Consider the following 22,100-nt stretch of genomic DNA (forward strand, 5'->3'; position numbering starts at 1 on the left):
CAGGAACGACCCTTTCATGACACTTGAGCGACCGGGAGGGTCACGCCTCGCCGGCGATGAACTTCTCCACCGCGTCGCGGGCCGTCGCGTCGTCGTACTGCTCCGGCGGCGACTTCATGAAGTACGAGGAAGCCGAGAGGATCGGGCCGCCGATGCCGCGGTCCTTCGCGATCTTCGCGGCGCGCACGGCGTCGATGATGATGCCCGCCGAGTTCGGCGAGTCCCACACCTCGAGCTTGTACTCCAGGTTCAGCGGCACGTCGCCGAAGGCACGGCCTTCGAGCCGGACGTAGGCCCACTTGCGGTCGTCGAGCCACTGCACGTAGTCGGACGGCCCGATGTGGACGTTGCCCTTGCCGAGCTCGCGGTCGACCTGCGAGGTGACCGACTGGGTCTTCGAGATCTTCTTCGACTCGAGCCGCTCCAGCTCCTTCATGTTCAGGAAGTCCATGTTCCCGCCCACGTTGAGCTGCATCGTCCGGTCGAGCTGGACGCCGCGGTCTTCGAACAGCTTCGCCAGCACGCGGTGCGTGATGGTGGCCCCGACCTGGGACTTGATGTCGTCACCGACGATCGGGACGCCGGCCGCGCGGAACTTCTCCGCCCACTCCGGGTCGGAGGCGATGAACACCGGCAGCGCGTTGACGAACGCCACACCGGCGTCGATGCACGCCTGCGCGTAGAACTTGTCGGCCTCTTCGGAACCCACCGGCAGGTAGGAGACGAGCACGTCGACCTCGGCCTCGCGCAGCGCGGCGACGACGTCGACGGGGGTCTCGTCGGACTCCTCGATGGTCTCGCGGTAGAAGCGACCGAGACCGTCGTAGGTGTGACCGCGCTGCACGGTGACACCCAGCGGCGGCACGTCCGCGATCTTGATCGTGTTGTTCTCCGAGGCGAAGATCGCCTCGGACAGGTCACGGCTGACCTTCTTGGCGTCCACGTCGAACGCGGCGACGAACTCGATGTCGCGGACGTGGTACTCCCCGAACACGACGTGCATCAACCCGGGCACGCGGGTGCCGGCATCCGCGTCGCGGTAGTACTGAACGCCCTGGACCAGCGAGGCCGCACAGTTGCCGACGCCCACGATGGCCACCCGAACGCGGCGGTTCTCGCCCATGCCGGTTTCTCCTTCATTAGTCCAACAGTTGTAGGTAATGCGCAGCCGGGACCGCGGAGCGCCTCAGGTCTCCGGTCCTCGCTGCTCGGCCTGTTCGTGCGCGATCAGCTCGTTGAGCCAGCGCACCTCCCGCTCACTGGACTCCAGCCCGAGCCGGTGCAGCTCACGGGTGTAGCGGTCGATCTTCTCCTCGGCCCGCGCCATTGCCGTCCGAAGTCCTTCTCGGCGTTCCTCGACCCGACGACGACGGCCTTCCAGGATTCGCATCCTGACGTCGGCCGGTGTCCTCGAAAAGAACGCCAGGTGGACGCCGAAGCCTTCGTCGTCCCACGTCTGCGGCCCGGCGTCGCCGAGCAGTTCGGCGAACCGTTCCTTGCCCTCGGCGGTGAGCTTGTACACCCGCTTGCCCCGGCGTGCCCACGCCCGGTCTTCCACCTCTTCGAGCTCCTCGACGAGGTAACCGGCGCGAAGCAACCGGCGCAAGGTCGGGTACAGCGAGCCGTACGAGAACGTCCGGAACATCCCGAGCGTCTCATGCAAACGTTTGCGCAGCACGTAACCGTGCATGGGGGTCTCGTGCAGCAGCCCCAAGATCGCGAGCTCCAGCACACCGCACCCCCTTCCGGGAACAAACCGCGACCGGTCGCGTTGGCCACCGTGACCGGCTCGGTCAACCTACCGGCCCACTATATCGCGCCGATACATCGAAGTGGCGTAGCTAACCCGATCGTGGTCCGGTGGATCCGGACGAAATTCACCGGAGAGTTATCGAATCGTCGGCGTGTCCGACCGTGCGCGGACCGTCTCCCCGAGAACGGGGCGTGGACCACACAGCAAGAGCCCGTACTCTGTTGGCGTGCGAAACCAGCGGCAGGTCGTGGACTACGCCTTACAGCGGCGCGCGCTGCTCAAGGGCGTCCACTCCGGACGGGTCGGCACATACGACGTCTGCGACGCGGGCCCGTACCTCCTGCGGGCCGCGAAATTCCACGGCCGACCAGGCGAGCAGGACTGCCCGGTCTGTCATCGGGAGGAACTGACCCTGGTGTCCTGGGTGTACGGCGACGAGCTCAAGCACGCCGCCGGATCGGCCAAGACACCGGAGGAACTGATGCGGATGGACGGGCTCTTCGCGGAGTTCACCGTCTACGAAGTCGAGGTCTGCCGGAGCTGTCACTGGAACCACCTGGTGCGGTCCTACGTCCTCGGAACAGGAGAACCGGGAACCACCCGGCCACGGACCCGGTCGCAGAGGACAGCGGGTCAGTGACAGGTATCGAAAACGCAGTTGACCACAGAGCGGCGTCCCCCGAAGCGCCGGTCTGGGAGGCCCATTCGTGAACGACGACCGCAAGCGCTCCTGGCCTGGCCAGGAGCCTGATGCACCTCGCCGTGCCCAATGGCCGGGCGAAGCCGACGATCCGGGCTGGCCGAGCGAAGAACCGCCGCGCCGCCCGCAGCGCCGGACACCTCCGAACGGCACCCCCCGCTCGGCCCCGCCCCGGTCCGCGAACGATCCGCAGTGGCCGGGCGGCGACGCCGGCGGCCCGGAGTGGCCCTCCGACAACGAACCCCGCCGTCCCGCGGCCCCGCGCCGCGCCAACGGCATGCCCCCGCGCAGGCAAGGACCCCCGCCGCCGGGAGGACGGGGCCCCGCCGGTGACCAGCGGTCCCGCCAGGGGGCCGCCGGGCACCGCCCGCCGCCGCCCCCGCCCGGCAACCGCCGTCCTCCGGCACCGGCCGACCAGGCGACCGCGATGGTCCGGCCGGTCGAGCCGGAACCGTACGAGCGCGAGCCCGAGCTCATCACGCATCACGCGCACAACGGCACCGAAGACCCGTACGGCTACGACCCGTACGACGACCGCTATGACGATCGTCACGAAAGCACCGCTCTCGGCGCCGAGGGCGAAGACGCGTACGACGAGCCGTCCGAAGACGAAGAGGACGGCAAGAAGAAGGTCCTCACGCCGAAGCAGCGCAAGAAGCGCCGCTGGCGGATCGTCCGCCGGGTCCTCTACGCGATGTTCGGCCTGTTCGTCGTGGTGCCCGCGATCGCGTTCGTCATCACCTACTTCCTGGTGGACGTCCCGTCGCAGGAAAGTGTCGCGAGCCTGCAGAGCCAGCCGATCACGCTGATGTACGCCGACGGCAGCCCGATGGGCAAGATCGCGCCCGCCAGCGGCGGAAGCCGGTACCTGCTGCAGCCGGGCGAGGTCCCGGACGTGGTCAAGAAGGCCGTGTACGCGGCCGAGGACTCGTCGTTCGAGACCAACTCCGGCTTCGACGTCGGCGGCATCCTGCGCGCGGTCTACAACAACGTCACCGGCGGCCAGGGCGGCGGTTCGACGATCTCCCAGCAGTACATCAAGAAGGCCACGGCCAACGAGGCGCCGACGCTCACCCGTAAATGGACCGAGCTGGCGAAATCCTTCAAGATGAACAACCAGATGTCCAAAGAGGAGATTATCACCGCCTACCTCAACACCATCTACTTCGGTCGCGGCGCGAACGGCATCGAAGCGGCCGCGCAGGCCTACTTCAAGAAGCCGGCCAAGGAGCTCAACGCGTCCGAGGCGGCCCTGCTCGCCGGTCTGATCCAGGGCCCGAGCCGGTCGGAGAACGAGGCTTACGCCACCAGGCGGTGGACCTTCGTGATGGACCAGATGGTGGCGAACAAGTGGCTCGACCCGGGTGCGCGTGCCACCGCCACGTTCCCGAAGCCGATCCCGAAGGCGCAGGCGAAGGCCGACGACGCCGGCACGCTGAGCCTGCACATCCGCAACCGGGTGATCGACGAACTCGAGGCCCGCGGCTACGACCAGGACCGGCTGCACCAGGGTGGCTACAAGATCACCACGACGATCGACCCCAAGGCGCAGAAGATGGCCGAGGAGTCCGTCGCCGAGGGGATGAAGGGCCAGACGGACGAGAACATCCTGAACGCGCTGGTCGCGATCGACCCCAAGACCGGCGGCGTGGTCGCGTACTGGGGCGGCCCGGACTGGACGAAGAACGCGCAGGGCCAGGACGTCCAGGCCATCGACTGGGCGAACGTGCCGCACAACCCCGGTTCGGCGTTCAAGGCCTTCGACCTGACCGCCTTCCTCAAGATGGGCAAGGGTCTCGGCGAGACCTTCGACGGCTCCAACAACCGGAAGTTCGACGGCCGCACGATCCGGAACGCGGGCGAGAGCTCCAACTGCGGGCCGCAGTGCACGGTCGCCGAGGCGATGAAGGTCTCCGCGAACACCGTGTTCTACGACATGGTCCGCAACGAGACGAAGATCGACCCGGTGGCGAAGGCCGCGAAGGAAGCCGGCGTGATGGTGGAGGCCGACGGCGGCAAGGCGAAGCTGAGCCCCGACATCAACATCGCGCTCGGCGGTGGTGGCACGGTCACCACCGCGGAGGACATGGCGGCCGGGTTCGCCACCTTCGCCGGTGAAGGCGTCCGGCAGAAGCAGCACTTCGTCGCGAAGCTGACCAACTCCCAGGACGAGGTCGAGTTCGACGAGACGGCCCCCAAGGGCGCTCCCGCCTTCAGCGACGACGCCGCCAAGAGCAAGCAGATCGCCGGCAACGTCACCGACGCGCTCGAAGAGGTCATCCCGTACTCGAAGCTCAAGTGCCCGAAGGGGCACGACTGCGCGGGCAAGACCGGGACACAGCAGTACGACTTCAAGGACAGCGACCCGGCGAGCTATCGCGACCGCAACGCGCAGACCTGGATGGTGGGCTACACGCCGAGCATCTCGACCGCGGTGTGGGTCGGCGGCGACGGCAACAAGCCGCTGCACGACAAGAACAACAAGCCGGTCTACGGCCGGACCATCGCCGGCCCGATCTGGGAAGACTTCATGTCCCGGTACATGACCGGCAAGCCGTCGGAGAAGTTCGAGAGCGTCAAGCCGATCGGCAAGGACGCGCGCTACGTGCCGACGACCACGGCACAGAAGCCGCCGGAGACGTCGACGCCGCCCGAGACGCCGACGACCACCCCGACGCCGACGACTCCCACCGAGCCGACCGAGCCGACGGACACCGGCAAGCCGACCAAGCCGAGCAAACCGAGCTGGACGAGGCCGGGACCGGGGACTTCGGATCCGTTGTTCCCGAACGGCGAAGATCCGTGACGGTCGGGCTGAGCACGTGACGAAGGGTGTGCCGGGCGAGTGCCCGGCACACCTTTTTTCGTCGCATCGGTGAACCTGAACCGATCCGGCACGTCTTTACTAGAAGGAGACCTGCGACCGCAGGACCGCGCTCACCCACGGAAGGTTCGGAGGACGTCCCAGTGAACGACGATCCCCACGGCGGATGGCCAGGTCAGGACCCTGACCCCGCCCGTCGTCCGCAACGCCCGGCCGGACCGCCCCGTCGTCCCGCCGGTCCGCCGCCGGGATACGGGCAGCGGCCGGGACCCGGCCCCCAGGGGCAGGCACCGTGGCAGCGCCAGGGTCCGTCCCAGCAGCAGCCGCCCCCGCGCCGTCCGCAGCGGCCGCCGGTCGCGCCGCAGCACGAGCCGGACCTCATCACGCATCACGAGCACAACGGCACCACCGATCGCGGGTACGAAGAGCCGTACGAGGACGAGCAGTACGGCCCGGAGACCGACGAGAACGGGAAGCCGATCCTCACCCCGGCCCAGCGCAAGAAGCGCCGGTGGAGACGGATCCGGCGGGTGCTGCTCGCACTGTTCTGCCTGTTCGTCGTCATCCCGGCGATCGCGTTCGTGATCACCTACTTCGCCGTCGACGTGCCGTCGCCGCAGTCCGTCGCGGCCACGCAAGGCCAGGCGGTGACGTACTACTACGCCGACAACACCGAGATGGGCAAGGACGTCCCCAAGGGCGGCAACCGGCAGATCCTGACGCCGGAGCAGATCCCGGACATCGTCAAGAAGGCCGTGATCGCCACCGAGGACGCCTCCTTCGAGACGAACTCCGGCTTCGACATCGGCGGCATCCTGCGCGCGGTCTACAACCAGGTGACCGCGGGCAAGGGCGGTGGTTCGACCATCTCCCAGCAGTACATCAAGGTCGCCAGCGGGGACGACGAATCGTCGCTCGCGCGTAAATGGACCGAACTCGCCAAGTCCTTCAAGATGAACCAGACGTACGAGAAGAAGGACATCATCACGGCGTACCTGAACATCATCTACTTCGGGCGCGGTGCGTACGGGATCGAGTCGGCCGCGCAGGCGTTCTTCGGCAAGCCCGCCGGCGAGCTCAACGCCTCCGAGGCGGCGCTGCTCGCGGGCCTCATCCAGCAGCCGGGCCGCTCGGAAAACCCGAAGGTGGCGAACGAACGCTGGACCGTCGCGCTGAACCGGATGGTGCAGAACGGTTTCCTCTCCGCCGCCGACCGCGCGAACCTGCAGTTCCCGACGCCGATCCCGCAGGAGGACAAGCAGCAGGCCGGCGTGGTCAACCCGTTCATCCGCGACAAGGTCAAGGAAGAGCTCGCCGCGAACGGCATCACCGACGACGTCTACTACCGGGGCGGCTACAAGGTCTACACGACCATCGACCCGAAGGCGCAGGCCGCGGCCGAGCAGGCGGTGGCCGACGGGATGAAGGGCCAGACCGACGAGAACCTGCTCAACGCACTCGTCGCGATCGATCCCAAAACCGGTGGCGTGAAGGCGTACTACGGTGGCCCGACCATCGTGAAGGGGCCCAACGGCAAGGACCAAAAGGGCCGTGACTGGGCGAACACACCGCAGAACCCCGGCTCGTCGATGAAGCCGTTCGACCTCACCGCGTACATGCAGCTCGGCAAGGGCGGCATCAACTCGACGTTCGACGGCTCCAACAACCGGCAGTTCGGGAAGCAGACGATCCGGAACGCCGGTCCCGGCAGCACCTGTTCGCAGCAGTGCACGGTGTCCGAGGCGATGCAGCGATCGGCCAACACGGTGTTCTACGACATGGTCGTGAACGTGACCAAACCCGGGCCGGTGGCACAGGCGGCCAAGGACGCCGGGGTGAAACCCGCCCCCGACGGCAGCTCCGAACTGTTCGCCGACAACAACATCGCGCTCGGTGGCGGCAAGACGGTCATCACCCCGGAGGACATGGCCGCCGCGTACGCCACCTTCGCGGGTGAAGGACAGCGGCGGGACAAGCACTTCGTCGTCAAGGTGACCAACTCGCAGGACGAGGCCGCGTACTCCGCTCCGGAAGAGGCGAAGCCCGCTTTCGCCGACGACGCCGACAAGAGCAAGCAGATCGCCGGCAACGTCACCGAGTCGCTCAAGGGGGTCGTCCCGTTCTCGAAGCTCAAGTGCCCCAACAACCACGAGTGCGCCGGGAAGACCGGGACCCAGCAGCACACCTACCGGCCGGGCGAGCCCGCGTCGGCGAAGGACGCCAACTCGCAGACCTGGATGGTCGGCTACACGCCGTCGATCTCGGCCGCGGTGTGGGTCGGTGGCGACGGTGACAAGGCGCTGAAGGGCAAGAACGGCAAGTCGATCTTCGGTTCGACCATCGCCGGCCCGATCTGGCAGAAGTTCCTTTCCCTGTACCTGAACGGGAAACCGGCGGAGCGCTTCGGCAAGGTCAAGATCATCGGCGGGGACGACAACAACACCGTCCCGTCGACGCAGACCCCGCCGGACGACGACGAGGGCTCGACCGAGACCGGCACGCCGTCGACGGGACCGTCGACCGGATCTTCGTCTTCGCGGAACGAAGAGGATCCGCCTTCCAGCTCGAAGAACCCGCCTTCGTCCAGTGAGAACAACGAAGAGGGCGGCAACGGAGGCCCGCCGGGCCGGGGCGGCAGAGGCGATACCGAATAGCTAGAGGGTGACGACGCGCCGTTCGGCACCCGCGAGGTGAGCGGCTTCGATGACCCGGAGCGTCTCGACGGCGGAGGCGGGATCGACCGGGAAGCCGCCCTTGCCGAGCAGCGCGTCGCGCACCTGCGCGTAGAAGTCCTCGTAGCGGCCGACCTCGGTGGGCACGGTCTCGACGTCTTCGTTCACGCCGAGCACGCCCGCGTCCGACTCCGGTTCGACGCCCCAGCCGGGGTCGCCGGGCCGCAGGCCGTCCTTGATCTGCGGCTCCTGGACGTCGAGGCCGTACTTCGTGAAGGTCGCCTTGTCGCCGAGCACGCGGAATCGCGGGTTCCGGGTGCCCGCGAGCGCGGACGCCCACAGGTGCGAACGCACGCCGTTGGTGTGCTGAAGGGCGACGAAGGCGTCGTCGTCGACCGACACCCCGGCGCGGCGCCTGTCGACCTCCGCGTAGACCTCGGAGACCGGGCCGAACAGCTGCAGCGCCTGGTCGACGATGTGCGCGCCGAGGTCGTAGAGGAGCCCGCCCGCCTCGGCGGGGTCGCCGAACTCGCGCCAGTTGTCCCGCGGCTTCGGCACCCAGCGGTCGTAGCGTGACTCGAAGCGGAAGACGTCGCCGAGGCGTCCGGTTTCGAGGACCTTCCGGACGGTGAGGAAGTCCGAGTCGAACCGGCGGTTCTGGAACACCGTCAGCCCGACACCCTTGGCCTTCGCGGCTTCGACGACCTTCGACGCTTCGGCCGCCGTCGGCGCGAAGGGCTTGTCGACGACGACGGGCAGACTCGCCTCGATCGCCCGGAGCGCGAGCGGAACGTGGGTGCGGTTCGGCGTGCTGACGACGACCAGGTCCAGCTCGCCTGCCTTCGCGAACAACGCGTCCGCGTCGGGCAGCACGTCGGCGGCCGGGTAGTCGGCGCGCGCCTGCGCGACCCGGTCCGGGTTCGAGGTGACGATGGCGGCCGGGGTCAGCCCCGGTGTCGCGTCGACCAGCGGCGCGTGGAAGACGCGCCCGCCGGTGCCGTATCCGAAGATCCCCACTCGCAAGTCAGCCATGACCCCATTAAACAACAGTGTTGCGTAATCAGCCAGTCATGGCAGGATGCGCGCTATGCCGGAGACCGGGGTCAATCTGCGCGGCCTGCGCCAGCACAATCGGACACTGCTGCTCACGCATATCCTGCGCGCGGGCGGTCTCAGCCGCGTCGAACTCGCCGAGCGCACCCGGCTCACCCAGCAGGCCGTCTCGAAGATCGTCCCCGAACTGCTCGAAGCCGGCCTGCTGGACGAAGAACGCCAGCCCGCGACCGGTGTCGGCAAGCCACGCACCCTGCTGCGCGTCCGCGCGGACGCCCGGCACGCGCTCGGCGCCCAGCTCGACCGGGACTCCTTCCGGGTGGTCATGACCGACCTGACCGGCAAGATCGTCGCGTCGCGCGGCGGGCCGCTGACCCCGGGATTCACCCCCGCCGAGGCCGTCTCCGCCCTCGGCGAAGCGGCCGAAGCGCTGCTCGACGGCGTCGAGGGTGTCCTCGGCCTCGGTGTCGGCAGTGTCGGCCCGCTCGATCACCACGAAGGAGTGGTCCGGGACGCCACGAACATGCCGGGCTGGCACGACGTGCCCCTGCGCGACCTGCTCGCGAAACGCACCGGGCTGCCCGTGCGGCTCGACAAGAACACCAACGCCGCCGCCTTCGCCCAGCACTGGCCGGAAGGCGACCAGGCCGCGACCGCCGTCGTGCTCGTCGGGACCGGGATCGGCGTCGGGCTGCTGATCGACGGCAGGCTGTACCGAGGACCGCGGACCAACGCCGGCGAGTTCGGGCACACGACGCTCGCCTTCGACGGACCGCGCTGCGCGTGCGGCCGCCGCGGTTGCGTGGAGGTGCTGCACAACGCGGCGGCGACCACGGAGGAGGCGGCGGGACTGCTGGCGATCGGGCTCGCCGACCTCGTCCAGGTGCTCGACCTCGAACGTGTCGTGCTCACCGGCCGTTCGGTCCGCGCGGCACCCGAGGTGTACCGCGACACCGTCGCCGCGCGGCTGCGCGAGCTCCTGCCTTTGCCGCACTGGCAACGGATCCAGGTCGATCTCGACGAGATGGGCGACGACGTCGTGGCGTTCGGCGCGGCGGCGGAGGTGCTGGCGGGGTTCTACGAGAGCGGCGACATCACCTAGGAAGCCGTTTGTAACGGACGATGCTCCCACGACGACCTTGCATCGACATTCGGTAGCAAAGGGAGTCAGTTGCGCGCCAGGACGATCATCGCGACCATCACCGTGACCTGCGGGGTTCTGCTGTCCGGATGCAGCACCGCCGTGTCCCCACCCGATCCCAAGGCCCAGTGGACGGCCGCAATGAAGAGCGCAGGCTTCGTACCGAACTCCCCGCGCACCTATGACGAGATGTTCGAGGCGGCGAAAAATTTCTGCAGCGCGGGATCCGCGCTGGCGATCAGCGGGCTCGCCCGCACCGTTCTGACACCTGAAATGGCCGACCGGACGGCGATGCCGGCTCGCGGCAAGGACCCCGACACCGCGGCCAAGGCATACGGGGACGCCACCTGGAAGTGGGCGTGCGGACACCAGTAGATCGCCGGCCGGGTTCTACGAGAGCGGCGACATCACCGGGTGGTCACCCGGATAGGCGCTAACATCCGCCACGTGCCCGACCAGACGCCCCAGCCCGAGGCTCCGCTCTCCCTCACCCCCGGCGAGCGGGTCATCCCGAGCTGGAACGAACCGCTCGTGGCCGCGGCGACCCGGCCGATCGGCGGCCCGCTCGGCGAGCACGCGGCCGTGGGGCGGCACTGGTTCTGGTCGCCGCAGCGGGTCGGGCTGCTGCTGGCCTGCCTCGCGCTGGTGCTCTCGTGGTTCGGCAAGGCGTCGTGCATCCAGCAGTACACCGACGACTCCGGCACCCACCAGCTCGACTGGCGGGCAGGCCGCCCGTTCGTCGCGATGTGTTACTCGGACATCGTCCCGCTCTACAGCTCCGAGCGGCTGAACGATCCGGACACCTTCCCGTACGTGACTTCGTGGACCGAAAACGAAGGAACGGCGAAGGAGACCACGCGGTACATGGAGTACCCGGTGGCGACCGGGCTGTTCCAGTGGATCAACGCGAAGCTCACCGAAGCCTGGCTCTCGGTCGCGGAAGCGGGCTGGCTGCCCGGCGCGCTCCCGGTGGCCGTGTACTTCAACATCTCGGCACTGTGGCTCGCGCTGGCCTGGCTCGTGACGGTGTGGGCGACCGGCCGATCGCTGAAACGCCGCCCGTGGGACGCCGCGCTGGTCGCGATCTCGCCGCTGGTGCTGGTGCACGTCTTCACCAACTTCGACGCCATCGCGACCGCGTTCACCGCGACCGCGCTGCTCGCGTGGGCGCGGCGACGGCCCGAGGTCGCGGGCTTCCTGCTCGGGCTCGGCGCGGCGGCGAAGCTGTATCCGCTGCTCCTGCTCATCCCGTTGCTTTTCCTGTGCCTGCGCGCGGGCAAGGTCAAACAGTGGGCGCTCACCGCCGGGCTCGCCGTGGCGACGTTCGTCGTGGTCAACGTCCCGTTCGCGCTCGCCGCGCCGACCGGCTGGTGGGAGTTCTTCCGGCTCAACACGGTGCGCCCGATGGACCCGGACTCGCTCTACAACGTGATCTCCCACCTTTCCGGCTGGGCCGGATTCGACGGGAAGCTCGCCACGGGCGAGACACCGGTCGTGCTCAACGCCGTCGTCGCGATACTTTTCCTCGCCGCCTGCGCCGGTATCGGCTACGTCGCGCTGAAGGCGCCGCGCCGTCCGCGGCTCGGCCAGCTCGCCTTCCTCGTGGTGGCCGCGTTCCTGCTGACCAACAAGGTGTGGAGCCCGCAGTACTCGCTGTGGCTGGTCCCGCTGGCGGTGCTCGCGATCCCGCGCTGGCGGCTGCTGCTCGGCTGGATGATCCTCGACGCGCTGGTCTGGGCGCCGCGGATGATGTACTACCTCGGCGTCGACAACAAAGGCCTGCCGCAGGACTGGTTCCTGGGCGCCGTCGTGATCCGCGATCTGGCGGTGATCGGCCTTTGCGCGCTGGTGATCCGCGACGTCTACCAGCCGCGCAAAGACCCGGTCCGCCTCGCCGGGGACGACGATCCGATCGGCGGATTCCTCGACGGCGCCCCCGACCTACGCGCGGTCAAGCACGCTTCAACACCTCAGGTCCAGGACGTTCGAGCCTGATGTGCTTGCCGAAGTCCTCGGCCCCGAAGTCTTCGATCCGCACGACGACGGCTTCGGGCGAGGTCTCGACGAGCCTGCAGGCGAACCAGTCTTCGCCGTGCCTGACCGACCAGCGCTCGGCGAGGATCGCCAGGCCCTCCGCCTCCAGCAACGCGACGGAGTCGTCGAAGGCGGCGGGCCCGCCGAGCGGGTAGCCGAAAACGGTCAGTGCCTGCCAACGGGTTTCCGGCGCGGGGACGACGTAGCCGACGTGCTCGCCGTCCTCCGCCCGGTACACGGTCCGATTCTTCATGCGGCACAGGTTCGACCCTCCCGCCGCGTGAGGGTCAAGCCGATTCAGCGCACGAGGTAGCCGCCCGTGCTCGTTTCGAAGAACGGCACCGGGCCGGTGCAGGGCAGGACGTCCTGCTCGAAACCGCCGTACCCCCAGCTCCAGCCGATCCGGTCGTGGCCGCGCGGCACGTCCCGCACCGAGAAACCGACGCGGCGGCCGACCACGTTCACCGGGAAGGCGGGGATGTCGGCGCGTTCGATCACGCCGGTCAAGACGGCGAGGTCGCCGTCACGCGAGACGCAGTCGACCTTGCCCTCGAAATCGGCGACGAGCTTGCCGTCCTTCGTCAGGTGATTCACGTGGAACCGGCCGGAAGACTTCCCGGGTTCCCCGAAAGCGGCGAAGTCGAATCGGACCGGCTCGCCTTCGTAAGCGGGGAACGTCAGCGGCCCGCCCGCCGACCCGATGACCGCGGACCCCGCCGCCTGTGTCGCCGTCGCCTGGGTCGCCCCCAGCGTTCCCGCGGCGACGGCGAGCACTGCGACGGCGGCGATCTTGGCCTTGAGCTTCATGGCTTTCCCTCCAGTACCGGGTGTGTCCCGGCTGGAATCGAGCCTTCCTCGATCGGCGTGCCCGGCCCTCCCGCTGGAGAGGGAACGGCCTCCCGCGCGAGTAGCCCTAGGCGGACGCGACGCGCTCCCGGACGAAGGCGATGTCCGCCGCCTGCCCGTCCGACGGAGTCTCGACGACCACCGGAGCGCCCGCTTCGGCCGCGACCGCGGCCAGCACCTCGGGATCGATCGTGCCGTCGCCGCCGACCACGTTGGCGTGCCGGTCCCGCGTGGAACCGAACTCGTCGCGCGAGTTGTTGAGGTGCACGAGGTCGATCCGGCCGGTGATGGCCTTGACCTTCTTGACCGCCTCGGTCAGATCCCAGCCCGCCGCGTACGCGTGGCAGGTGTCGAAACAGAAACCCGCGCCGAATTCGCCGACCTTGTCCCAGAGCCGGGCGATCGTGTCGAGGTCGCGGGTCATCGCGTTGTCGCCGCCCGCGGTGTTCTCGATCAGGATCGGCACGGCGAAGCCGCCCTTTTCCTGTTCCCGCTCGAAAAGCTTGCGCCAGTTGACGAGGCCTTCTTCGACGTCTTCCCCGGAACCGACGTGGCCGCCGTGCACGACGAGCCCTTTCGCGCCGATCGCGGCGGCACCGTTCGCGTGCTGCGTGACGTTCTTCCGCGACGGGATGCGGATGCGGTTGTTCATCGACGCCACATTGATCAGGTACGGCGAGTGGATGAACACCTCGACCGGCGATTCCTTGATCGCTTCGCCGTGCGGGTGGGGTTTGGGAGCCTTCCAGCCCTGCGGGTCGGAAAGGAAGAACTGGAGGACCTCGGCTTCGCGCTCGGCGACCGCGGAGAGGGGATCGTCGTCGCGGACATGGGCACCGATTTTCATGTTGAAGGAATCTACGCGGAGCGAAGCTCCTCCGTTGAGGGCGGTGGTGGGGAGGAAGGCGGAGTTACCCTCGCGGGTTTTTCGCCGTCGCGGACCGGATGGTCACGCTCGTGGGGTAGCGTGAGCGCGTTCCGTTAAACCGCGTGGGTCTTTGAGGGGCGGAGGACGAACTCGATGGGGAAGACTGCCGGGCGGATCACGGCTTGGGGATTCGCGCTTTCGGTCACGGCCGGACTCGCGTTCCCGATGACCGCGACGGCCGCCGAGGAACCGAGCCCGACCCTTTCCGGTGATTGCGCGTCGACGCTGCAGAACGGGAAGTCGGCCGACGGTCTCGTTCTCGACGCGGGTGCCCCGCTCGGTTCGTCCGAAGCGCTGACGGTCGGCCTCGATTCGAAGGCCAAGACCGCCGAGGGCCGGAAGCCCCTGCTCTCGCTGCCGGTCGGCGATCTGGTCAAGACGACCGGTCTCACCGACAACGCGGCAGGCGACCTCGTCGCGCAGGGTGTCTGCACACCGGCGCAGGGCGCGGTGAACGCGGTCGGGAACCTGACCCAAGGCGTCGTCGAGGAGATCCCGGGTGTCCCGGAGATCCCACCCGGTCCGAACCCGCCCGAGGACCCGGAGCCGCCCAAGCCGGAGCCTCCGAAGCCGGGTCAGCCCGGCGGTCCGGGCAGCGAACTCCCGGTCGAGACCGCCCCGGGTTCCTCCACCGGCATCGGCGGCGACTCGATCGCCGGCCTGATCAGCAACGCGGCACTGCTGCCCGGCAGCTTCGTCCAGGCGCCGGTGATCACCGAGATCATCCCCGGCGAGGTGCCGCCGCCCACCGTCGACGAGAAGGACACCGGCAACGCGCAGGCCGTCCAGGCGCCGGTCGCCCCGGCCAAGCTGCCGCTGCTGCTCGCGGTGCTGGCGCTGGCCGTCGTCGCCGCGGCTCTGGTCCGCGCCTGGCTGCGGGGCAAGCCCGCCTGATTTCACCGTCAGTGACGCCCGCTTCCACTCGAATGCCTGACCTCTTCGAGTGAGCGGGCGTTACTTGTCTCCATTAGCGTCGTTGTCCGGGTAGGTGACCCCGACGACGGAGGAGTCGAAGGCATGCGCGAACGGACACGGAGGGCGACGGCCCTGGGTGCGTCGGCCTTCATTCTCGCGGGCTCGGCCGCCCTCGCCATGCCCGGCACGGCCGCCGCCGCGGAGACCAAGACCGCCACCTGCGGCGGCTCGGTGACCGCGAAGACCGGCGACACGATCCTCGGCAAGACCCCGCTGCTCGGCATCCCGCTCAACCTCGGCCAGGCCGGACCGGTATCGGGGGTGCTCACGGGCACGATCAACGCGCTGCTCGGCACGGTCTGCAAGGTGACGGTGACCGTGGTGAACACCGTCGTCGCGCCGGTCCCGGTCGTCGGCGCGCCCGCCGCGGAAACGCTGAACGGCGCGGTCACCGGCACCACCCAGGCTCTGACCGGCGGCGGCCAGCCCGCCCCCGGAACCCAGCCTCAGCCCGGGAAGCCCGCTCCCGGAACACCGGGCAGCGGTGGGCCGCAGACCGGCGGACCGGGTGCTCCCGCGCAGGGTGGCGCCCCAGCGGCCGGCATCCCTGCGGCGAACAGCCCGCTCCTGCCCGGCACCTTCACCCCGAACTTCGGCGGCCTGCCGTGGGGCATCAGCACGGGCTACGCCCCGATGCGCGACTACAGCTCCATCCCGATGGCGACGGCCGGTCTTTTCAGCCCGTCGCCGGGCCTCCGGTACGGCGGGCAGATCCCGGGTTACGCGCCCCAGTTCGGCATCGAGACCGAGAACCAGCCCGGGAACCCGGACGTCCAGAACGCGGGACAGGCCGAAGCGCTACCGAGTGTGAGCGACGGATTCACTCAGGACGGGAAACTGCCGCTGCTGATCGCCGTTTTGGCACTCTCCGGAGTCAGCGCGGGCCTCGTGCGCACCTGGGTCCTCCGCCGAATGGCCGCTACAAGTTAGTCCTACCGCCTAGTATCTTTCTGATCACTCCCTCGTTATCCCCGTTGCAGTGATTCCTCATGCACTGCTTCACGCCCCCACCGACCCCGGAGGATCGCGCCCGTGCGGAAGACCACCATCTGGCAGACCACCCGCAAGGCGCTCACCGTCACCGCACTCGCGACCATGGTCACCGGCGGCGCGCTCCTGACGGCCGGGACCGCCTCGGCGGCCACCACGCTGGCGAACGCGTGCAGCGGCACCGTGAACGGCGGGATGGGCGACACCGTCGCGATCACCGGCACCTCGGTCAAGGAACTGGTGCGGGCGGGCGCGCGGGAAGCGGGCACGCTGGCGCTGTACGACGTCGCCGCGAACGACATCGCGAAGGTCAACACCATCAACGTCGGCGCGGTCCCGAACGCCGCGGGCGGTTCGGTCGACGGCAAGGCGATCGGCGCGGCCGTGCGCCAGGCGGTCAAGGACACCAAGTCCTGGGGCCTCGGGCTGAACCCCGAAAAGACGCTGAACTCCATCGAGCACAAGGTCGCCGGCAGCTGCGGGCTGACCACGGTCGCCACGAACTACGTCGCGCCCACCCTGCCGGCGCCGGGCACCACCGCCCCGCAGCAGGGCGGCAACGGCGGCGGCACCCACGGCCTCCCGTCCTCGCCGGGCCTGCTGCCCGGCGGCAGCAACAACGGCACCGGCTACGCCCCGCCGCGCGATTACGGCAACCTGCCGGTCGCGCAGCCGGGTGTCGCGGTGGCGCCGGGCGTGCGCTACCCGGCCAACAGCCCGCTCCCCGGCGAGGGTGCCCCGCAGTACGGCACCGAGGGCCAGGCGGGGCAGGGTCCCGACGTCCGCAACGCGGGCAACGCCGAAGCGCTCGCGACCGACGGCATGCCCGGCGGCGACGTCCAGCTGCCGATGCTGCTCGCGGTGCTCGTGCTCGCCGGGGTGACCGCCGCGCTGGTCCGCACCTGGGTGCTGCGCCGCGTCGCCTGACCGCCAGGTACGCTTACCTGGACAAACCCTCCTGCCACGGACAGTCCGTGGCCGCGAGCCCATAGGAGGTGAGTGGTTGTGTCACGCCATTACGAGGTAATGGTCATCCTGGACCCCACGCTCGACGAGCGTACGGTGGCCCCGACCCTGGACAACTTCCTCAACGTGATCCGCACTTCGGGCGGAAGCGTCGAGAAGGTCGACGTCTGGGGCCGTCGCCGGCTGTCCTACGAGATCAAGAAGCACGCCGAGGGCATCTACGCGCTCCTCGACCTGAACTCGACTTCGGAAGCGGTCAAGGAGCTGGACCGTCAGCTCTCGCTGCAGGAGACCGTGCTCCGCACCAAGGTCATGCGCCGCGAGATCAAGCGCGCCGCGACCGCCGCCGCCAAGGCCTGAGCCGAAGGACTTTCCCGATGGCTGGAGACACCGTCATCACGGTGATCGGCAACCTCACGTCCGACCCGGAGCTTCGCTTCACCCCTTCCGGTGCGGCGGTCGCGAACTTCACCGTCGCGTCCACCCCGCGCACGCTGGACCGTCAGTCCGGTGAGTGGAAGGACGGCGAGGCCCTGTTCCTGCGCTGCAACATCTGGCGTCAGGCGGCCGAGAACGTCGCCGAGTCGCTGACGCGTGGCGCGCGAGTCGTCGTGCAGGGGCGCCTCAAGCAGCGGTCCTTCGAGACCAAGGAAGGCGAGAAGCGCACCGTCGTCGAGCTCGAGGTCGACGAGATCGGCCCGTCGCTGCGCTACGCCACCGCCAAGGTGAACAAGGTCAGCCGTGGCACCGGTGGCGGTGGCGGCGGCTTCGGTGGTGGCGGCGGTGGCCAGAGCGCCCCGCCCGCCGACGACCCGTGGGGTTCCGCCCCGCCCGCCGGTGGCGGTGGCGGCGGTTTCTCCGACGAGCCGCCCTTCTGATCCGGCGTCCACCGCGGGCGAACAGCTCCGCGAGACGCCTCGAGACAACCACTACGTAGAAATTCAGGAGTAATACCGTGGCCAAGCCACCCATCCGCAAGCCCAAGAAGAAGGTCTGCGTGTTCTGCAAGGCCGAGAAGAAGGGCCGCCCGGAGAACATCGACTACAAGGACACCAACCTGCTTCGGAAGTACATCTCCGACCGCGGGAAGATCCGTGCCCGCCGGGTGACCGGCAACTGCAGCCAGCACCAGCGTGACATCGCCATCGCGGTCAAGAACTCCCGCGAAATGGCGCTGCTGCCCTACACCTCGACCGCGCGCTAAGGAGGCACGTCAATGGCGAAGATCATTCTCACCACCGACGTCGCCAACCTCGGTGGGCCCGGCGACATCGTCGAGGTCAAGGACGGCTACGCACGCAACTACCTGCTCCCCCGCGGCTACGCCATCGTGGCCACCAAGGGCGCGGAGAAGAACGTGCGCACGATCAAGCGGGCGCAGGAGAGCCGTCGCATCCGCGACCTCGACCACGCCAAGGAGATCAAGGCGACCCTGGAGGGCCTCGGCGCCATCCAGCTGAGCGGCAAGGCGGCCGAGGGCTCGAAGAAGCTCTTCGGTTCGATCACCACCGCCGAGATCGTGGACGCGATCAAGGCCGCGGGTGGCCCGCTGCTCGACAAGCGCGTCATCGAGCTGAAGGACCACATCAAGACCGTGGGCAAGCACTCGGTCGGCGCCCGTCTGCACCCCGACGTCCGCGTCGACGTGCGGCTCGAGGTCAAGGCCAAGTAACACCGCTTCGGCACAGGGCGGGACGTCTCCATTCCGGAGGTGTCCCGCCCTTTGTTTTACGGGGAACCGCACCCCACCAGGCGACGTCTTAAGCTTGACGGGGGATCGAGGCATTATCGAGACTCGACGTCGAGGCACGGGGAGATCTGGACGCAATGGCTTACGACAGCAACGCCGAGCAGAACCGGCAGGAGAAGGTCACGGTGTCCGCACCGGCCAACCCGGACAAGCCGGCGTCGGGCGGAGGCGGCGGCGGGTTCACCTTCGACAAGGACAAGATCGACGGCATCATCAAGAAGTGGACGGACCTGCAGGCCGAGCTCAAGCGGGACTACGCCGACGCGAACCTGATGGCGAACGTCAAGGCGCCCGGCAAGGAGTTCGCGAGCGGGGACTGGGAGAAGCTCGCCAACCCGTCGGGCAAGGCGTTCCTGGAGCAGAACCAGAAGATGCAGGACTACGTCAAGAACTACATCGACCAGCTGACCGCCGCGAAGCAGAAGATCGCCACGAACGAGGCCGAAACGCAGGCTTCGCTCAACAAGCACAAGGCCGTGTGATGCGACGTTCCCTCGTTCTCCTCCTGGCCGCGGGCGCGCTGGTCGCCGGCTGTTCCGGCACCAAGAACGGCACCGCCTCGTCGGAGCCTTCCTACACGACCGGGGCCGGCGCCTCGAGCGAGTCGAGCGGCTCGTCCGGCTCCGCGCCCAAGGTGTCGAACCCGCTGAAGACCTCGTCGATCGAGAGCGACGCCTGCGCCGCGCTTTCCGCGGCGAAGCGGACCGAGCTCGGCCTCGGCGAAGGCGAGCGGCGGACCACGAGCGCCGGACCCGGCTGCTCGATCTTCGCCGCCGACGACAAGCTGAACCAGATCGAGATCAGCCCGGTGCTCGCGAACAAGAACGGCCTGAGCGACGTTTACGACACGAAGGCCAACAACGAGTACTTCGAGCCGACCGAGGTCGCGGGCTACCCGGCGGTGTACGCCGCGTCGCTCGACCACCGCAAGAACGGCAAATGCGGTCTTTTCGTCGGCGTGACCGACCAGCTCTCCGTGAACATCCTGGTGCAGTACGACAACGGACCCGGCGCGAGTGATCCGTGCCCGGTCGCGCTCAAAGTGGGGGAAGCGATGATCGAGACGTTGAAGGAGGGCTGACCCGTGTTCCTGCTGCCGATCATCGCCGGGTATTCGGCCTACAACCTGGCGACCACGAAATCCGGCGACTTCGAAGCGTCCGGCGGCGATCGCAAGATCGACTGCTACCACATCTGGGAGAAGATCGTCACCGGTCCCGGTACCGGGTCGATCCAGGAGGGCCAGGCCGCGGCGACCCGGCTCAAGGCCGGCTACCAGGACAGGCTGACCACCATCGACAACCTGTCGAAGGAGATGGACGCCGCCTGGACCGGTAAGAGCGCCGAAGCCGCGCAGCAGTCGGGCGCGCATCCGCTGCGGGCGTGGATGGAGGACTCCGGCAAGAAGCTGGTGGACTCCGACAAGTACCTCGGCGAGCAGAACACCGCCTTCACCACGGTGAAGGCGAAGGTGCAGCAGGTCCCGAAGGAACCGCCGAAGAACAACCTGCTCAACTCCATCACCCCGTGGACCACCGACACCGACCGCGCGATCCGGGACTACAACCAAAAGGGTCAAGCGAACGTCGACGCGTTCAACGAGTACTTCAAGGCCAGTTCCGAGAACGGCAAGAAGCTGCCCACCTACAGCAAAATGGAGGGGCAGAACACCAACGTCGACGTCAGCGGCGGCGGAAACGGCAAGGACAAGGACGGCAACGGGAACGGCCAGGGCGACCGGAACGGGCACAACGGGATGCCGGGCATCTCGACGCCGCCCGGTTCGATGCCGAGCATCCCCGGTTCGGGCACGCCGAACATCCCCGGTTCGAACATGCCGGGTATCGGCACGCCCGGCTCGAACCTTCCGGGCAGCAACCTGCCAGGGTCGAATCTCCCCGGCTCGAACCTGCCGGGCTCGAACCTGCCGGGCGGGCAGTACAACCCGAACATCCCCGGCAGCAACTACAAGCCGCCGTCCTGGGACGACGGGACGAACGCGTCCGGCTACACCCCACCGAAGATCCCCGGCGCCGGTGGCTTCGGTCCGGGTGGCGGCGGAGGCGGCGGCGGTGGCTTCGGCGGCACCGACATCCCCGGTGCGGGCGGCTTCGGCCCGGACGGTGGATTCGGTCCCGGTGGCGGCTTCGGCCCCGGTGGCGGAAGTGGCGCGGCCCTGCCCGGCAACGCGGGTGCCATGGGTGGCGCCGGAATGGGCGGCGGCGCCGGTGGCGCCGGATCCGGAGCGGGCCGTGGCGCGGGCGGAATGATGGGCGGCATGGGCGGTATGGGAGCCGGTGGCGCCCGGGGTAAGGGCGGCGAAGACGAGGAGCGCAGCGCCAAGTTCCTCGTCGGCGACGACCCCAACGAGATCTTCGGAACCGACGAACTCACCGCACCGCCGGTGATCGGCGAGTAGCTATCACGAGCAGGCCGGGCGCGTGCCAAGATTGGGGCCGCGCCCGGCTTGTCTTGTTCCGGGCTGGACGAACAGAACGACTAGGGGGCAGTTCCGGTGCTGGACAAACAGGTCACGATCACGACCGGCACCCTCATCACGCTGATCCGCCGCCGAGGCGGCGAACCGCACACGATCCTGTCGGAGACGCCGACCTGGTACGACGAGGACGCGCAGCGGGCCGAGGACGAGCGGACCAACGAGGAACTGGCGAGCCAGGGCCTCTTCGGCGCACGAGGACTGCACCCCGGTTTCAAGGCGACGCTCGAAGCGATCGCCAGGCCGTCGCTGGAGTACTACGGCTGGGTCGACGGCGGGTTCGAGGGCAAGGCGCTGAGCTTCAGCCTGCTCGCGGGGAGCGCCGGCGGCGAGGGTTTCGTGCTCGCCCGGCACAGCGAGCACGACGGTGTCGCGCTGGCCTCCGTGCGGCCCGAAGAGCTGCTCACCGAGTTCCTCGACCAGATCCCGAAGCTCGCGCCGGGACGCGGCCGTCCGATCGCCGTGCCGAAGAGTCAGGTCGAGGCTCCGCGCTCGTCGTCGACGGCGCAGGACGAGGGCTTCGAGGTGCTTCGCAGTGGGCGGCAGAGCACCGGGAGCCAGGAGGCCGACGAGCTTCGCCGCATTCTCGCGCTACGCCGTTTGGGGAGTGGAAGCCTCTACGTCGCGGCCCGCGGCCGGAGCGGCGCGCGGCAGCGGATCGAACGCCCGGTGAACTACATCGATACGACCGAGGGCCGGTGGCTGACCGAAGAGGTACCGGGAAGTGGCGAGCCGAGGATCGCCTTCACACCCGCCGACCAGCAGGTTCTCGCGGAACGACTACGGAGCGCACAGGGCAGGTTGTTCGCGTCCTGAGTTCGGGCCCGTTCAGCCCGGCGGGGTCACCCCTCTACCCTCCGTAGCATTCATCCACAGGGCACCCCTGTGCGCCCGCGTGCGACACGCCGAACGACGAGTTTTGCCCGACACGCCGTCGCGAGATGAATAAAGTTCTCCACAGTCTCTCCACA

General features: G+C 68.6%; 23 protein-coding genes. 17 read left to right on the top strand and 6 right to left on the bottom strand.

Going from position 1 to position 22,100, the window contains the following annotated elements; all coding sequences use genetic code 11:
* Positions 1-40 precede the first annotated feature (40 nt).
* Together AORI_RS81180 and AORI_RS81185 are read right to left on the bottom strand one after the other, a co-directional pair.
* Positions 41-1,123 (bottom strand): inositol-3-phosphate synthase, encoded by a 1,083-nt coding sequence (locus AORI_RS81180; RefSeq protein WP_016338274.1) that lies wholly within the window; start codon positions 1,121-1,123, stop codon positions 41-43.
* 63 nt (positions 1,124-1,186) lie between these two features.
* Positions 1,187-1,732 carry a PadR family transcriptional regulator gene (locus AORI_RS81185; protein WP_005168208.1) on the bottom strand — a complete coding sequence of 182 codons (546 nt, stop codon included), beginning with the start codon at positions 1,730-1,732 and terminating at the stop codon, positions 1,187-1,189.
* Between the two features lie 247 nt (positions 1,733-1,979).
* Here AORI_RS81185 and AORI_RS81190 point away from each other — a divergent pair, with 247 nt between their 5' ends.
* The 3 genes from AORI_RS81190 to AORI_RS81200 all read left to right on the top strand — a co-directional run bounded on the left by AORI_RS81190 (position 1,980) and on the right by AORI_RS81200 (position 7,931).
* A complete protein-coding gene (locus AORI_RS81190; protein WP_043848473.1) occupies positions 1,980-2,393 on the top strand; it encodes a DUF5318 domain-containing protein in 414 nt (137 codons plus the stop codon).
* 487 nt (positions 2,394-2,880) lie between these two features.
* Complete coding sequence (locus AORI_RS81195) at positions 2,881-5,259, top strand: transglycosylase domain-containing protein (protein WP_016338276.1); 2,379 nt, start codon at positions 2,881-2,883, stop codon at positions 5,257-5,259.
* 161 nt (positions 5,260-5,420) lie between these two features.
* A complete protein-coding gene (locus AORI_RS81200) occupies positions 5,421-7,931 on the top strand; it encodes a transglycosylase domain-containing protein (protein WP_016338277.1) in 2,511 nt (836 codons plus the stop codon).
* Here AORI_RS81200 and AORI_RS81205 read toward each other — a convergent pair whose 3' ends face one another.
* Positions 7,932-8,981, bottom strand: coding sequence for a Gfo/Idh/MocA family oxidoreductase (locus AORI_RS81205; protein ID WP_123798702.1), 1,050 nt, complete (start codon positions 8,979-8,981; stop codon positions 7,932-7,934).
* A gap of 55 nt (positions 8,982-9,036) precedes the next feature.
* Between AORI_RS81205 and AORI_RS81210 the strand changes: the two genes are divergently transcribed.
* The 3 genes from AORI_RS81210 (at position 9,037) to AORI_RS81220 (ending at position 12,138) form a co-directional block, all read left to right on the top strand.
* Entirely contained in the window at positions 9,037-10,104 is a 1,068-nt protein-coding gene (locus tag AORI_RS81210) for an ROK family transcriptional regulator (RefSeq protein WP_016338279.1), read from the top strand.
* 69 nt (positions 10,105-10,173) lie between these two features.
* Positions 10,174-10,518, top strand: a complete 345-nt coding sequence (locus tag AORI_RS81215; RefSeq protein ID WP_016338280.1) for a hypothetical protein — start codon at positions 10,174-10,176, stop codon at positions 10,516-10,518.
* A gap of 72 nt (positions 10,519-10,590) precedes the next feature.
* Positions 10,591-12,138: a glycosyltransferase family 87 protein gene (locus AORI_RS81220; RefSeq protein ID WP_016338281.1), complete on the top strand. Its 1,548-nt coding sequence runs from the start codon at positions 10,591-10,593 to the stop codon at positions 12,136-12,138.
* Here AORI_RS81220 and AORI_RS81225 read toward each other — a convergent pair.
* The 3 genes from AORI_RS81225 to AORI_RS81235 form a co-directional block, all read right to left on the bottom strand.
* Complete coding sequence (locus AORI_RS81225; protein ID WP_016338282.1) at positions 12,095-12,430, bottom strand: hypothetical protein; 336 nt, start codon at positions 12,428-12,430, stop codon at positions 12,095-12,097. The genes AORI_RS81220 and AORI_RS81225 overlap by 44 nt on opposite strands.
* Positions 12,431-12,474: 44 nt before the next feature.
* The gene (locus AORI_RS81230) at positions 12,475-12,984 is read right to left on the bottom strand and encodes a hypothetical protein (protein ID WP_016338283.1); all 510 of its coding nucleotides are present in this window, start codon (positions 12,982-12,984) and stop codon (positions 12,475-12,477) included.
* A gap of 106 nt (positions 12,985-13,090) precedes the next feature.
* A complete protein-coding gene (locus tag AORI_RS81235; RefSeq protein ID WP_016338284.1) occupies positions 13,091-13,870 on the bottom strand; it encodes a deoxyribonuclease IV in 780 nt (259 codons plus the stop codon).
* A gap of 174 nt (positions 13,871-14,044) precedes the next feature.
* Here AORI_RS81235 and AORI_RS81240 point away from each other — a divergent pair, with 174 nt between their 5' ends.
* From AORI_RS81240 to AORI_RS81290, 11 genes are all read left to right on the top strand, one after another.
* Entirely contained in the window at positions 14,045-14,845 is an 801-nt protein-coding gene (locus AORI_RS81240) for a hypothetical protein (protein WP_016338285.1), read from the top strand.
* A 123-nt stretch (positions 14,846-14,968) separates the two neighbouring features.
* Positions 14,969-15,856, top strand: a complete 888-nt coding sequence (locus tag AORI_RS81245) for a hypothetical protein (protein ID WP_016338286.1) — start codon at positions 14,969-14,971, stop codon at positions 15,854-15,856.
* A gap of 102 nt (positions 15,857-15,958) precedes the next feature.
* Positions 15,959-16,843 carry a hypothetical protein gene (locus tag AORI_RS81250; protein ID WP_016338287.1) on the top strand — a complete coding sequence of 295 codons (885 nt, stop codon included), beginning with the start codon at positions 15,959-15,961 and terminating at the stop codon, positions 16,841-16,843.
* 78 nt (positions 16,844-16,921) lie between these two features.
* Positions 16,922-17,242, top strand: coding sequence for a 30S ribosomal protein S6 (gene rpsF / locus AORI_RS81255; RefSeq protein WP_016338288.1), 321 nt, complete (start codon positions 16,922-16,924; stop codon positions 17,240-17,242).
* A 17-nt stretch (positions 17,243-17,259) separates the two neighbouring features.
* Positions 17,260-17,760, top strand: a complete 501-nt coding sequence (locus AORI_RS81260; RefSeq protein WP_016338289.1) for a single-stranded DNA-binding protein — start codon at positions 17,260-17,262, stop codon at positions 17,758-17,760.
* A 77-nt stretch (positions 17,761-17,837) separates the two neighbouring features.
* Positions 17,838-18,086, top strand: coding sequence for a 30S ribosomal protein S18 (gene rpsR / locus AORI_RS81265; protein ID WP_005168122.1), 249 nt, complete (start codon positions 17,838-17,840; stop codon positions 18,084-18,086).
* 12 nt (positions 18,087-18,098) lie between these two features.
* The gene (gene rplI, locus AORI_RS81270) at positions 18,099-18,554 is read left to right on the top strand and encodes a 50S ribosomal protein L9 (protein WP_005168124.1); all 456 of its coding nucleotides are present in this window, start codon (positions 18,099-18,101) and stop codon (positions 18,552-18,554) included.
* A 155-nt stretch (positions 18,555-18,709) separates the two neighbouring features.
* Positions 18,710-19,114: a hypothetical protein gene (locus AORI_RS81275; protein ID WP_016338290.1), complete on the top strand. Its 405-nt coding sequence runs from the start codon at positions 18,710-18,712 to the stop codon at positions 19,112-19,114.
* Positions 19,114-19,713: a DUF3558 domain-containing protein gene (locus AORI_RS81280; protein ID WP_016338291.1), complete on the top strand. Its 600-nt coding sequence runs from the start codon at positions 19,114-19,116 to the stop codon at positions 19,711-19,713. Before AORI_RS81275 ends, AORI_RS81280 begins: the two co-directional genes overlap by 1 nt.
* Positions 19,714-19,716: 3 nt before the next feature.
* Entirely contained in the window at positions 19,717-21,051 is a 1,335-nt protein-coding gene (locus AORI_RS81285) for a PPE domain-containing protein (RefSeq protein ID WP_016338292.1), read from the top strand.
* A gap of 96 nt (positions 21,052-21,147) precedes the next feature.
* Positions 21,148-21,945 carry an ESX secretion-associated protein EspG gene (locus tag AORI_RS81290; RefSeq protein ID WP_016338293.1) on the top strand — a complete coding sequence of 266 codons (798 nt, stop codon included), beginning with the start codon at positions 21,148-21,150 and terminating at the stop codon, positions 21,943-21,945.
* Positions 21,946-22,100: the final 155 nt, after the last annotated feature.

Origin of the sequence: Amycolatopsis keratiniphila (assembly GCF_000400635.2) — a bacterium.
GTDB lineage: Bacteria > Actinomycetota > Actinomycetes > Mycobacteriales > Pseudonocardiaceae > Amycolatopsis > Amycolatopsis keratiniphila.